We start from the raw sequence: 12,978 nt of genomic DNA on the forward strand, positions 1-12,978 counted from the left end.
ACCTCCTTCACAACTCTTCTGAAAACTGCCGAAGTTCCTCTATAGTCAACCAGTCATCATTTGTATCACTCGTATATTTAAACTGATCTGAAAGCTCTTTAGAATTTTGTCTCTCCTCGTTCGTCCACCAAGAAAATTCCGGCTGGATCACGTAATACGTATCATACTCTCTCGTATGCCGCGCATCATCTTCCATAATCATTGCCTCATGCAATTTTTCACCTGGACGAATCCCAACGATTTCTATCTCACACTCAGGCGCAATGGCCTCAGCTAAATCTGTAACCTTCATGCTCGGTATCTTAGGAACAAAGATTTCGCCCCCCTGCATTCGTTCCAGGTTATCTAAAACGAATTGAACACCTTGTTCTAAAGTTATCCAAAACCTTGTCATACGAGGATCAGTAATAGGTATCTTACCTGTGCTTTTTATTTTCTTGAAGAAAGGCACGACGCTTCCCCGGCTGCCTGCTACATTGCCGTAGCGTACGACCGAGAACATGGTATGTTTTTCCCCTACATAGGAATTTGCCGCGACAAATAATTTGTCTGAAGCAAGTTTAGTTGCGCCATATAAATTCACAGGGCTTGCTGCTTTATCTGTACTGAGTGCGATGACCTTCTCGACACCGCGGTCAATTGCTGCTTCAATGACATTCTGAGCACCGTGTATATTCGTCTTCACTGCTTCAAATGGATTGTATTCACAGGCATCAACATGCTTCATTGCAGCGGCGTGAATGACGATATCCACTCCGTCGAATGCTCGATACAGGCGATCTTTATCACGCACATCCCCTATAAAAAAACGAAGCCGGAAATCAGTAAACTCCTGTTTCATTTCATATTGCTTTAATTCATCTCTGCTAAAGATGATAACTTTTTTTACGTCTTCAGCTAGAATCCTTGTGATGAACTTCTTACCAAAAGAGCCAGTACCACCTGTAATCAGTATCGTTTTTCCCTGTAACATATAACCACTACTTTCACTTTAAGATAGTCTCTATTTTATCCGTCATTTCTTTATAAAGTTGAAATGCCAAATTGAAGTTTTGAGCACATTCAGCTACGAAAATAGTGAATTCTTCTACAATGACTTCGCCTTTCTTAATTGCATTTTTTTCATACCTAACAATTTGAATGTTTTTTGATAGACGTTCTTGTTGTACCCGAATCATTGGCTCAACAAATGTGTTGAAGAAAATATTGTTTTTAACTTCCTTCATTTTCTGGTCCAATTGCGGATATTTCTTCTCGAGCTGTACTGTCCTCTTTAAGTTCACTTCTTGATTAATGGACTTTAATGTAGAAAATATTTTATTGATAGCCGATTCCAGTATATTTGCCTCTATACCCATCTCTGTGAGTTTTCGTCCTAAATTTTCTAGATTGTATTGATTGGTACAATTCTGCCAACCCTTCTGATATTCATCAGACTTCAATTCATCTGTAATGATACTTTCGAGCGTTTTAAATAGAGTACCATGGATAACTGCACCGCCTTTAGTCGTGTTCCATACTTTAATTTGCGGATAAAGAGAAATATACATTTCCAATTGTGTCCGCATTCTATTGAATCCTTCTGTTGTCTTGACATCATTCCCATAGACATCTTTAATAACGAGCGCTGATTGTAATTTCTCTTCAGTTACTATGCTACTTCCTGAACCATAATCAATCCCTAGGGCATAATGTTGGTTATTAATATACGCCAAGTTTTGACCTACCAAAATAATTTGACTAACTTGAAGTTTTGCCAATAACTGAAATGTAATTACTGCAATAGAAGGCGCATCATTTATAATATCTAGTCGTTCTTCATCATCAAGCTCCAAAAGTGTAGGGGTGACAGTATCCTGATTGACGATCATATGTAACATTTCACCAGGATAGTTTTCTAACGTTTCAAATCCTACACTGCTGCCAAAGATAAGCGGGATCTCAGTAATCTCTTTATCCTTTATTACTTGTATAACACGATAGTTAATATCTTGTGGGTCATACGTACAAGCCGCATCCGGAAAAATCTCCTGCTCAATCAACGCATTGATTGCAGAGCCAACCGAAAAGATATAAGCCAGACCATGTTCCTTAATATACCGCAGATTCTCAAACTCTTCGTTTAACGAAGGCCCGGCAGCAACAATGATTGCAGGTTTCCCTTTAAAAGCGCTCCGATCAATATCATGCAAGATATTCGGTGTTTGCAAGACAGTCGGAAAGTTTTTTATGGAGTTAATGGTCCATCTTTTTTGAAAAGCGACATTCGTTGCAAGAGCGCTGTGCCTGTCTTTCACTGATTCAAGTGCTTTTTGAAAGATAATTTGAATTTGCTCTCCATAAATCTTTTCATATACTGGCAATGTAATAATCTTTAGTACATTATTAGACTCTGCCAGTATTTGCTGGACATCTGCCATGACCATTTCTTCATCAGTCCCAGTGAAAATCTTCTCTAACTGCCGAATAGGCAGGTCATCCAGACGGAAGTTCGACAGATACATATGCAGTACTTCTTCGTTTGGTTCATAAATAGAAAACTTTGTGTCAGGGTGCTTCTCCATGAACGCTTGGATATGCGCACCGGTGCCGATGCCTGCAAAAAGCACATGTTTAATGGACTCACTGTCAAATTTACCGGCAAACCGCTGTGCTTCCTTTAATGGATCATATTTGCTTTGTAAATAGAGAAGCTTGTCGTCATACAGCACTTTTATTGTAAGTGCCCCTGTTTTTGCCGGTTCAGAGAACACCGTTCCACTCGCTGGCTGGTCATCCCACTTTGAAAGGCGTTGCAATAGTTCCCGGTCTTTTAAACGCAACACATTGCGATTATCAATTAAGATCATGGCGAAAACCCTCATTGTCCATAGTCAACTGTATTTCCTTCTCTAATTCCTCAAAGTTCAGCAATAGCTCATATTGAATGATGTCCCCTATCAATACATTATCTTCATTCTCTATTGCTTTGGCCAGACTCTGAATATCTTCCTGCATTTTATCAGAAACCATAAGAAATCCTTGCCAATTCGATGGAACTGCCATGCTTTTTCCTATAGTCATCAGCATTTCATTGATCCATTGAAGTCCGCCAAGCAGCTGATCCAGTGTTGTCCATGTTTCAGGTTGTGGATTGTCATAGAAAGCTTCCGCTAAAGGAGCCAACTCCGGAATTGCTCGCTGTGTATATTCTTCAGCAGAAAGAAGCAGGTCATTTACGAATTCATTCACTGTCTTCGCAACGATTTCCAGCTTTTCAATTTTCTCAGCATGTTCATTCAGATAATTTTCATGATCTTCATACACTTCTATCCCGTCTGCGATAAAATGACTCAAATAATAATCCTTCGCCAGTAAGTTGTTAATTTGTTCAATAATATGGTCAGCAGTTGGATTGTCGAAAGTGGTCGTCTGCTGTTGAAATATCAGTTCCAAGGAGAACGCCTCCAGTTGATAGTTTTATGTAAAGTGTAACATATTTATATAGTTTATATCGGTAGGGAATCTGTATATTGAAGGGAGAGCTTACTGGAGGTTATTGTAAATTCGTGTGAAGATTGATGGTTGAGATTAAATTTGAATATTTTTGTATTTGCGATAAGCTTTTCGGGATGGATGTATAACCAAACAGACGAATTAAGATCCCAGGCTTCAGTTTATTCATCAAATAAGCGGATTTGACTGGTCAGCAAGTATCAACAGTTGCTGTTGATACTACCCCTTATCAATTTATTACTACTTGGTTCGCGGTGGAGTTTTAGCTAAGATTCGGCAACAGGGGTTATCTGTTTGTCAATTAGTTTAAAGTAGATATATGATTTCCGTCATCTAATTGAGTTTGAATTATATGGGAACCTGATACCATCGTTATATTGGAGTAGGGAAAGATAATTCTGTACATAATCCCTCAAGCGCCTCTACCTTTTCGAAGCTCCATTCTTTTAATCCGGGAATATTCATGTTTAAATTCATATATATCATCTTTCTCATACTTATTTCTCGACAATTGAATTATAAAAGAAATCGGTGATCACGTGTCTTTTTTATCTAAATTGTGCGGATACCCCAACAAATATTATAGAACCAAAAAAACACGACCCTAATTTTGGGTCGCGTTTCAACCAAATTAACGTAGTAATTGAAGTACGCCTTGTGGTTGTTGGTTTGCTTGAGCTAGCATAGCTTGTGCGGCTTGAGTCAAGATGTTGTTCTTAGTGAAGTCCATCATCTCTTTAGCCATATCTACATCACGAATACGTGACTCAGCTGCAGTCAAGTTTTCAGAAGAAGTATCAAGGTTAGCAATTGTATGCTCAAGACGGTTTTGTGTAGCACCTAGTTTAGATCGTTCAGAAGAAACTTTTGCAAGTGCTCCATCAAGAACTTTCATAGCCACGTTGGCTTGGCCTTGGTTTCCAACTTTCAAATCTTTTACCCCAAGGGCAGAAGCACTCATATTTTCAATCGAAAGTTGAATATTTTGATTTGTATTCGCCCCGATATGGAATGTCGCTTGTCCATCGGCACGCACATCTGCAGCTGCTGTAGTTTCATTAAAACTTGAAAGTGCATTTGTAGCAGCAGTTCTTACATCCCCATCACTATTTTTAACAGTAACTGTTACTCCATTTACAGCACCTTTAAATCCTGCAGCTGCTGCTGTAAGAGTTAAACCACCGGAACCTGAAGCAATAGTGCCAGCACCACCAAAAATATCATCAAGATCAGTAGCTGCAGTAACATTAATTGTGTCAGTTTTTGTTTCTCCATTAATTACATAAGATACTTCAATAGTATCCCCTGAAACTATCCCCAAGTTATTACCATTTGAGTCTGTTAGTGCAGTCGCTAATGCTGCAGCTGCTGTATCAGCCTTCAAACCTGTGTTTGTATTAATATTTTCTACAGCTGCATCTACACCTTTCCCCATCGATCCATCTAGTAGGTTTTTGGTGTTAAACTGTGTAGTTTCAGAAATACGATCAATTTCTTTTCCTAATTGATCCATTTCTTTCTGAATCTCGGCACGATCATCCCCAGTGTTCGTATCATTAGATGATTGTACCGCAAGTTCACGCATACGTTGTAAGATTGAATGTGTTTCATTTAAAGCACCCTCTGCAGTTTGAATGAGGGAAATACCATCTTGTGAGTTTTTAGATGCCATGTCTAACCCACGAATCTGTCCACGCATTTTCTCAGAGATAGCAAGACCTGCTGCGTCATCTCCAGCACGGTTGATTTTCAAACCAGAAGATAATTTCTCTAAGTTTTTAGAAGCTTGTGTATTGTTTGCTCCCAATTGACGGTGTGTATTAAGTGCTGCGATATTGTGATTGATAATCATTTTATTTTCCTCCTTGAGTGTTTGTTGGGTTCACGTCCATGTGACCCTGATTTTTTTGTTGCGGTATCTAGAGCCGGCCGAACTCTTTCTCCCGCTTACACTACTAATATCGGATGGGTAACTAGAGAGTTTAGTATTCTTGTGAAGTTTTTTTCAATTCTTTTTAAATGTGAAGAACTGATGGCGCTAGGTCGGTAAGTTATCAAGCTATAATTTTCAGTCTAGCTCACTCTTTCTTAGTTAGTTGCGTGAATAGGTCGGTATCAAGCGTGACAGCTTCTGTGTTGATTTCAGTTATGGATTGAACTAACTCTCCTCTCAGGATATCCACTGACTTTGGTGCTTCGATTCCAATTCGCACAGTTTCGCCTTTTATTTCGAGGATGCGTATTTCTACGTTATCTGCTATTTGGATAGTATCGTTTGTTTTGCGGGATAGGACGAGCATATTAGTATCCTCCTTTAGCAATTGGGTGTCTGATATCAAAACAATTTTCGTTTAAGATCATTTGTTTTGCTTTTTTATTATGCAGTTGAAAGATGAGTGGTGCTTGAAGATTGATTGTTGAATCTTCAAATGGTTTCTTCATTGACACGATGCCGAGTGCCATTATATCTTCTGGTTTGGTGATTTCAAGCAAGCCAATAGTTGGTTCATCAATTTCAAATGTGTAGTTATCCACTAGTGTGTATGGATTGGCTACAATGAACGCTATGCTGGCTTGTTTTGTGGATTGTAGCACTTGGAATGCGTCGTTGCCTTCGATTGGTAGTAAGGCAAATTCTGTTTCTTCTTCAAATCCTGGGAGTCCTTTAGGGAAGTACCATGTTTCGGTTGGTTTGATTTGGATGGTGCCGTGAAATTTTGTTTCGATTTGCATGGCCATTCTCTCCTTTTGATATACAAAATGCTATTCTACTTCTTACTAGTAGAATAGCATTGAATGAAGGTGGAAGTCTAAATTTGTGAGAAGGAGATGATGTTATGATTAGATTTTCCAGTCTATATCGATTGAATTATACTGCTCCATGACGCCTGTCACTTTTCCTTGTGTGTAGTTATGGATTGGACGGTTGATCTGGGTATCAATGTAGGCTTTTTGCGGTGTCACGTTGATGTTGAGTGAACCTTCGCTGAAACTCATTTTCAGCTTGGTGCGGTCACCTACAAATCGAACGTTGATGTCAGCTTGCGGACGATCCGTATTCTGTTTGACAATGTCCGCGATGGTCGCACCATTTTCAATTTCCATCAGTTGCTGACCTTCTTGCGCACGTCGAGCTGTGCCTTCTTGAACTTTCTGCAGGCCATATTGGGCGTTTTCAGCACTTCGTCTCAATGTACTTTTTAAATCTAAATCCGCTCGATTTTCGGTTGTGTCTAATGATAACTGTGGACGAGTGGTGGACATTTCTAGTATGGCAGCAGGCTGTTCTATAGTCTGCGTGGCTTTAGGCTGTTCGATTTCTTGTACTGGTTTATCAATCTGCAATCCAAGCTTTGCGGGTGTTGTTTGAATTTGAAGCTGTGGAATGTTCAAATCATTCACCTTCCATTCTTACGTATAAAAAAGCGACAAACACGACCTGCACTGTGCTTGTCACCTATTATCATCTTAAAAAGTCGACCAATGAAGGCTGAATAATTCTAGCGCCAACTGAAAGAGATGCACGGTGAATCGATTCAGATGTGATCATTTCTGTGATAACTTTTTCATAGTCGATGTCTTCGTTTTCAGACCGTTGCTTCTTTGCTGCTCCTTCTTGCACTTGTAGACGGTTATCCATCAGTTCTGCACGATTCGAACGGGCACCAATATCTGCTCTACTAGTAAGCACTCTATCCATTAATTTGTCGATATTCGAAATCGCCTGACCAAAATCTACATTATCCTCGAACTCATCATTTACCTTTGCGTTGATATCTTTAAAGATATCATCGATTGCTTTAAATGTGTCCGCAGCTTTCGTGTTGACACGCAAACTTACGCCATCGAACACTTCAATCTCAACATCTTTTTTAAACGAATCGCCAACTTCATATTCATCGGTCTCTTTATTGTACAACGGCTTATCTGTCATATTCCCACTAAAAATATACTTATCCCCAACTTTCGTGTTTGCCAAGTCTTGAAGCTGTTTTTGCATTTCCTCAAGCTCAATCTTGATTTTATCTCGATCTTCTTTTGTCATCGCACCACTATTCGCAGCGTTCGTCGCAAGTTCCTTCGCACGGTGTAGTACTTGTCCTACACCATCTAACGCATCATCCGAACTATCTAGCCAGTTATTCACTTCTCCTAAGTTCTTCTGGAATTGTGCAACTTTGTCAACAGTCATACCATAACCAAGACTTTTCATGACAACCACTGGATCATCGGATGGACGGTTCACTTTTTTCCCGGAGCTTAGCTGTTCTTGCAGTTTCCCCATTTTATTATAGCTACTAGATAAGTTACGCAGCATATTATTGGATAACATTGATTGTGTTACACGCATTATCGTAATTCCTCCTTCATTATCTACCGACGACGCCCATGCCGTTGATGATTTTATCGAGTGTTTCATCCATCACAGTGACCATACGAGCAGATGCATTGTATGCTTGCTGGAAACGAATCATATCGGTCATTTCTTCATCAAGTGAAACAGAACTGATAGAGTCTCGACGGTTAGAAACGGCTCCTAAAAGCGTCATAGAGTTTTCCGTCATTTTGATAGCTTGTTCACCTTTTACTCCGAGCTCTCCAATAGTCTGAGCGTAGAAACCTTGTACACTTGAGCCGCCTAAGCCGTCCAGTTTATTGAAAAGGGCATCCCCTAATTTTTTGGCATTGTCCCCATTTCCCACTTCCGGATTGGTTGTTGGGTCTGCCGGGTCATATGGTGCAGAAGATGATGCTGCTACCTTGTTAGGGTTTTTTACAATATTGATATTTACTTGAATATCACTTGCACTAATAATCCCACCACTTGAAACAAAAAAGTCTTCTCCTTGTTTCCCCTCTAAATCAGTCGCATATGATGGTGGAGTACCATTCGGATCTCCCTTATGAACTTTATTGAACTCCTTAGCAAACTCTTCTGCCATCTTATCCAACTTTTTGAGCATGTCAGGATAAAGTCCTTTGACATTACCGTCTGCATCTTGAAAGCCATAGGAGTCGACAAGAGATTTCAATTCTCCACTTGACTGCATGTTTGCAACAGTTAGTTGACCAGTTCCTGCTGCGACCGGACCGCCACTAAATGTAAATCCTGTTATCGGATCAGGAAATTCCCCGTCAACAACACCATCCACAGACACTGTTGCAAATTCTTTTTTCTGCACTACCGTAATAGGTTCACCATTCGTCTTGATTTTCACTGTCACAGTACCTTCGGCAATTGCAAGTGCACGTCCGCCAGTCTTTTCATAACTGACTTCGATAGGCACATAAGTTGCTAGCTGATCCAGTAAGCCGTCACGGGCATCATATAAATCGTTCGGTAAGTAGCCGTTCGGTTCAACTTCAGATATTTGGCGGTTTAGTTCACCAATTTGCTTGAGAATGGAGTTAATATTTGTAGCAGAAACGTCTATTTCCGTTCCTATATTGTTTTTAATTTCAGATAGTGATTTATGAATATATTTGAATGAGTCTGCTACTGCCACACCTCGTTCAACGACAACCGCTCTAGCTCCCCCATTCTCAGGGTTTGTTGCAAGCGTCTGCAACGCCTGCCAAAAGTCGCTTAACGATTGCTGAAGTCCATACTTAGATGGCTCCGCTAATACATCTTCCATTTGAGAGATAGCTTTTGTCTGAGATTCCCAATAACCAAGCTTATTCGACTCATCACGATATTGCTTATCCACAAACCCATCCCGAATCCGCTGAATAGACCCAGCCTCAACACCAGTTCCGAGGAACCCCGGCATCGTCCCTGCATTAATACCTACCCCCGGAAATCCAGAAGTAGCCTGCATATTCACCCGTTGTCTTGAATATCCCAGTGTATTCGCATTACTAATATTATGTCCTGTCGTATAAAGAGCGGATTGCTGTGTGTACAATCCGCGTTTGCTTGTTTCTAAACCCATAAATGTCGAGCGCATGTTGTGTCCTCCTTAGGCTTGGGAGTCGAATGAGGAGAGCTTTGGTTTCGCTCCGTTCGACTGACCCTGTACTTCGTTTTTTGAATAGTTGACGGTTTCCGGACGCGGACGGACCATGTCCAGCGATAGATTCACAAATTGAAGAGATTGATAGGTCATTTGCTGGTTGAGTTCGTTTTGCTGTTTCAACTCATGAATCGCATGCAGGAGACGGTCCTTCGCCTCTGCTAACTGTTGTTTGTCCGGTTCGTTGGTCAGTTCAATTAATTGCGTCATTGTTGGTTCAGCAGGGACTGGACGTCCTTGTTCAGTCAAATACTGCTTCACTGTATTTACGCGTTGTTGGTCCATTTGCACAATGGCCGCTAGATGGGCTTGCTCCTCTTTCAACAGTTGGTCAATCCCGTTGATATCTCCACTTTTCAGCAGTGCGGTCTTGTCGCTTGCAAGACGGAGCAGGCTCATATGCAGTTTTTCTAGGTGATTGAGCGTTGTTAAAATCGGTTCAATGGACATGGATCTTCCTACTTTCTATTACAACTTGTTGAAATAAGATAGCATGTTCGAAGCGAGTTTCTTAGCGTCTACTTGATAGTCGCCGGACTGCACTTGTGATTTTAGTTGTTGGACGCGTTGCTGGCGTTCCGTTTCGATCGGAGTCGTAGCGGATAGCTTTTTCGCTTCCGATGAAATTTCTAGCTTATCTGTCTTGAACGGATTGGATTGTTTCGCTTGATCGACTTTCATTTGCTGATTGCGGTATGGATTAACCGCGGGTGTATTAAATCTCTCTACTTTCATAGGTCTCGCTCCTTTCGTATTGACACTTTATATAGGTACTACTCTTTATTTCGGCAGATTCTTAAAAACGTTTAGAGTCTTTCGGACGAAAAAACGAGCAGTACGATCTGCTCGTTTTTAGCTTGTAAGTAAAAGATATGGGAAGCGGATCAGTAACGTTGATCTTCCTGGAGTGAACTTTGCCGCGGGCTCACACGAAGTGAGTCATGCAACCGTTGCCGCAGGACGCGGCGAACTTAGGTTGCCTTCCACAACGACCAACTATCGTATTCCCTTGATAAGGGCATAATAACTCAACGATAAATATTATGCTAACTTAACGTTTGCGGTCTGATTGTGAATAATAAGTTGCGCGATCGCGTTCTTTTAATGCTTCTCGCAATTCGACCGCCGCATCATGCGTGTTCAATTCCTGTTTGATCTCGTCCGTACATTTCGCACACAGTTTCCCAGTATTCGTTAGCGCGCCACACTTATCGCATGGATAACCAAGGTTAGGGAATAACGCGGGCTGTAGTCTTCCTTTGCGCACCCAACGATGCAGTAAGCTTTCGGACACGCCTGTTGCCTCGACGATTCGGTCAATATTTGCGGCACGGTTTTCGCGCTTACGCAAGAATCGATAGACTGTTTCATACATTTTTTCTTCATCCATCTGACACTTGGCACAGACTTCTCGGACGCCTGTATAATTAAAAAATTCTCCGCATGTCGGACAATGTTTCAGTTCCGCCATAGTTCATCACTTCTTTCCTGTAGGTCTAAATAAGGTGACTGCCTCCACACGCACTGCTCCCGCTTGCTTTAGTGTCCGAGCGGCATGTCGCAATGTGGTGCCAGTCGTATAGATATCATCAACGAGCACATAAATGGCCTCATTACTAGGTATATCGGCTTTCACTTCAAATAATTCAGTCATTGCGAGGCGTTCAGCTCGTGTTTTTTCACCCATCACAGATTCAGTCGTTTTGTGAAGGAGTTGTTCGTACGGAATGCCTGCTGCATCAAGCAATGCATCTACTTGCGCAAAGGTCCGTTTTGCTTTATTCGCTGGGTGCATTGGGATCGGCACGATAATCTTTTTTGAATTCTTTAGTACATTTCGTAAGTCACTCGCAAATACTTGCGCTAATGCTATGTCTTGCAGAAATTTAAACTGATGCAGAAATTCGCGTGCTTGTTCATTATATGCATACAGCGAATGAATGGAATCGACCCATTCGTCCTCTACCGTACTGTCGATTCTTTCAAACAATGCTAGACAAGGTGGACAGACAGGTGACGACTTCGAAATGCCAAGAAACTGTTGCCATGTCGGCTGGTCGTCAAGCGGTTTCTCGCATAATAAACAGCCGTTCATTGGAGAATCTCCTGCTTGTTGAGCTTGCGGATTTCGCGTTTTGCTTCGTCCATTGCGTTCGTGATGCCTTGATGGAACAGCACGAAATCCCCAGCAGTATGGGGAACGGAGCGCCCCACTCTGCCCCCGATCTGAATTAGAGCACCTTTATTGAAAATAGTTTGCTCTGCACCGACAACCGCCACTTGCACGTTCGGGATCGTAATGCCGCGCTCCAAGATGGTCGTGGTGAGTAGCCCGGGGATCTCTTTCTTCCTCAACATTTGCACGCGCTCTTTCCGATCGGCGTGCTCCGCGTGGACAGCGCAAATCCGTTCGTCTAGCTGCTGAAATAGCGGTTCTGCGATTTCCATTAGCTCGATCTGATGGAAAAAGATCAGGAATGGTTGTTGATTTTCTAGACGTTCTTTCGTCCACTGCAATAGTTTCTTAGGTATGCGTTTCTTTTTCAGTTGCTTTTCATAATTCCAAAGTGTCTCGTTACGTGGCTCGGGCAGTGGCTTGCCGTGATAACGCCTCGCAAGGATGGAAATATTGCCTTGCTTTTTATTCATCGCGAGTAGTTGCGCAGAAGGCGTGGCGGTGACGAAATGAATCGGCGCGCTTGGCTTTACCGCTTTTTTCACGGCTCGTTGCAGTGTTTCGTCTGCAGTGTATGGGAATGCATCCGCTTCATCTACGAAGATTGCGTCGAATGCTTCGTGGAAACGGTATAGTTGATGGGTCGTCGCAAGAATGAGCTGTGCATCGAAACGTTCGACTTCAGCCCCTCCGTATAGCGCCTCGATTACAGTGTCAGGAAATGCCGCTTGTAGACGCGGCAAAAGTTCGAGAATGACATCCACTCGCGGTGCCGCCAGACAAACCCGTTTACCTTCATTCAGTAAGTAATGAATTGGTTGAAACAACATCTCTGTCTTACCCGAACCGCAAACTGCATAGAGTAAATGGGAAATGCCTTGCTTTGTACTATCGAGTAGTTCGTTTGTTGCTTTCTCCTGTGACGGTGTCAAATTCCCTTGCCAGTTCATGCGGTGGTCTGTCGGATAGGCAGGCGCTTGTCCTGTCCAAACAAGTAGTTCTGAGCAACTAGAAACACGCCCCATTTTAAGGCAGTTACGACAGTATGCGCACGTTGTTTCACATTGCGCACATTGGAATATTGTGAATGGTGATGGATTCTCATTTAGACAACGGTTGCATTGATACTGTTTTCCGTGCCAAGTAGGCTTTTCAATAACACCTTTCATCGTCTGAATCCATCCCTGATCAATGGCTTCGTCGATCTTTTCTGTTGGAAACGGCATTACATGACGCAGCCAAATACGGCCTGCCAAGAATTGCTGAATTTCTTCGTAAACGGCCATAAGA

The 12,978-nt window shown here is 41.9% G+C and carries 14 protein-coding genes; all 14 read right to left on the reverse strand.

Going from position 1 to position 12,978, the window contains the following annotated elements; translation table 11 throughout:
- Positions 1 to 7: 7 nt before the first annotated feature.
- Positions 8 to 973, reverse strand: a complete 966-nt coding sequence (pseB, locus tag GD002_RS10915) for a UDP-N-acetylglucosamine 4,6-dehydratase (inverting) (protein WP_153732398.1) — start codon at positions 971 to 973, stop codon at positions 8 to 10.
- A 13-nt stretch (positions 974 to 986) separates the two neighbouring features.
- Positions 987 to 2,849, reverse strand: coding sequence for a motility associated factor glycosyltransferase family protein (locus GD002_RS10920; protein WP_194841567.1), 1,863 nt, complete (start codon positions 2,847 to 2,849; stop codon positions 987 to 989).
- Positions 2,836 to 3,435 (reverse strand): hypothetical protein, encoded by a 600-nt coding sequence (locus GD002_RS10925; protein WP_153732400.1) that lies wholly within the window; start codon positions 3,433 to 3,435, stop codon positions 2,836 to 2,838. The genes GD002_RS10920 and GD002_RS10925 overlap by 14 nt, the downstream gene beginning before the upstream one ends.
- A 691-nt stretch (positions 3,436 to 4,126) precedes the next feature.
- Positions 4,127 to 5,347 (reverse strand): flagellin N-terminal helical domain-containing protein, encoded by a 1,221-nt coding sequence (locus tag GD002_RS10930; RefSeq protein WP_153732401.1) that lies wholly within the window; start codon positions 5,345 to 5,347, stop codon positions 4,127 to 4,129.
- Positions 5,348 to 5,573: 226 nt separating this feature from the next.
- Complete coding sequence (csrA, locus tag GD002_RS10935) at positions 5,574 to 5,795, reverse strand: carbon storage regulator CsrA (RefSeq protein ID WP_153732402.1); 222 nt, start codon at positions 5,793 to 5,795, stop codon at positions 5,574 to 5,576.
- 1 nt (position 5,796) lies between these two features.
- Entirely contained in the window at positions 5,797 to 6,228 is a 432-nt protein-coding gene (fliW, locus tag GD002_RS10940; RefSeq protein ID WP_153732403.1) for a flagellar assembly protein FliW, read from the reverse strand.
- Between the two features lie 108 nt (positions 6,229 to 6,336).
- A complete protein-coding gene (locus GD002_RS10945) occupies positions 6,337 to 6,888 on the reverse strand; it encodes a DUF6470 family protein (RefSeq protein WP_153732404.1) in 552 nt (183 codons plus the stop codon).
- A gap of 70 nt (positions 6,889 to 6,958) precedes the next feature.
- Positions 6,959 to 7,846, reverse strand: a complete 888-nt coding sequence (flgL, locus tag GD002_RS10950) for a flagellar hook-associated protein FlgL (protein ID WP_153732405.1) — start codon at positions 7,844 to 7,846, stop codon at positions 6,959 to 6,961.
- Positions 7,847 to 7,865: 19 nt separating this feature from the next.
- On the reverse strand, positions 7,866 to 9,446 hold the full coding sequence (flgK, locus tag GD002_RS10955) for a flagellar hook-associated protein FlgK (protein WP_153732406.1): 1,581 nt from the start codon (positions 9,444 to 9,446) through the stop codon (positions 7,866 to 7,868).
- Between the two features lie 12 nt (positions 9,447 to 9,458).
- Complete coding sequence (locus GD002_RS10960) at positions 9,459 to 9,962, reverse strand: flagellar protein FlgN (RefSeq protein ID WP_153732407.1); 504 nt, start codon at positions 9,960 to 9,962, stop codon at positions 9,459 to 9,461.
- An 18-nt stretch (positions 9,963 to 9,980) separates the two neighbouring features.
- Positions 9,981 to 10,247 carry a flagellar biosynthesis anti-sigma factor FlgM gene (gene flgM, locus GD002_RS10965; protein ID WP_153732408.1) on the reverse strand — a complete coding sequence of 89 codons (267 nt, stop codon included), beginning with the start codon at positions 10,245 to 10,247 and terminating at the stop codon, positions 9,981 to 9,983.
- A gap of 316 nt (positions 10,248 to 10,563) precedes the next feature.
- On the reverse strand, positions 10,564 to 10,983 hold the full coding sequence (locus tag GD002_RS10970; protein WP_153732409.1) for a TIGR03826 family flagellar region protein: 420 nt from the start codon (positions 10,981 to 10,983) through the stop codon (positions 10,564 to 10,566).
- 6 nt (positions 10,984 to 10,989) lie between these two features.
- Entirely contained in the window at positions 10,990 to 11,607 is a 618-nt protein-coding gene (locus GD002_RS10975) for a ComF family protein (protein ID WP_153732410.1), read from the reverse strand.
- Complete coding sequence (locus tag GD002_RS10980) at positions 11,604 to 12,974, reverse strand: DEAD/DEAH box helicase (RefSeq protein WP_228548353.1); 1,371 nt, start codon at positions 12,972 to 12,974, stop codon at positions 11,604 to 11,606. The genes GD002_RS10975 and GD002_RS10980 overlap by 4 nt, the downstream gene beginning before the upstream one ends.
- Positions 12,975 to 12,978 lie beyond the last annotated feature (4 nt).

It is taken from the genome of Sporosarcina obsidiansis (assembly GCF_009651005.1).
Classification (GTDB): Bacteria; Bacillota; Bacilli; order Bacillales_A; family Planococcaceae; genus Sporosarcina; species Sporosarcina obsidiansis.

Coding starts and splice junctions, on each gene's coding strand:
- pseB (WP_153732398.1), bottom strand. CDS start 973: ATGTTACAGGGAAAAACGATACTGATTACAGGTGGTACTGGCTCTTTT.
- GD002_RS10920 (WP_194841567.1), bottom strand. CDS start 2,849: ATGATCTTAATTGATAATCGCAATGTGTTGCGTTTAAAAGACCGGGAA.
- GD002_RS10930 (WP_153732401.1), bottom strand. CDS start 5,347: ATGATTATCAATCACAATATCGCAGCACTTAATACACACCGTCAATTG.
- csrA (WP_153732402.1), bottom strand. CDS start 5,795: ATGCTCGTCCTATCCCGCAAAACAAACGATACTATCCAAATAGCAGAT.
- fliW (WP_153732403.1), bottom strand. CDS start 6,228: ATGCAAATCGAAACAAAATTTCACGGCACCATCCAAATCAAACCAACC.
- flgL (WP_153732405.1), bottom strand. CDS start 7,846: ATGCGTGTAACACAATCAATGTTATCCAATAATATGCTGCGTAACTTA.
- flgK (WP_153732406.1), bottom strand. CDS start 9,446: ATGCGCTCGACATTTATGGGTTTAGAAACAAGCAAACGCGGATTGTAC.
- GD002_RS10960 (WP_153732407.1), bottom strand. CDS start 9,962: ATGTCCATTGAACCGATTTTAACAACGCTCAATCACCTAGAAAAACTG.
- flgM (WP_153732408.1), bottom strand. CDS start 10,247: ATGAAAGTAGAGAGATTTAATACACCCGCGGTTAATCCATACCGCAAT.
- GD002_RS10970 (WP_153732409.1), bottom strand. CDS start 10,983: ATGGCGGAACTGAAACATTGTCCGACATGCGGAGAATTTTTTAATTAT.
- GD002_RS10975 (WP_153732410.1), bottom strand. CDS start 11,607: ATGAACGGCTGTTTATTATGCGAGAAACCGCTTGACGACCAGCCGACA.
- GD002_RS10980 (WP_228548353.1), bottom strand. CDS start 12,974: ATGGCCGTTTACGAAGAAATTCAGCAATTCTTGGCAGGCCGTATTTGG.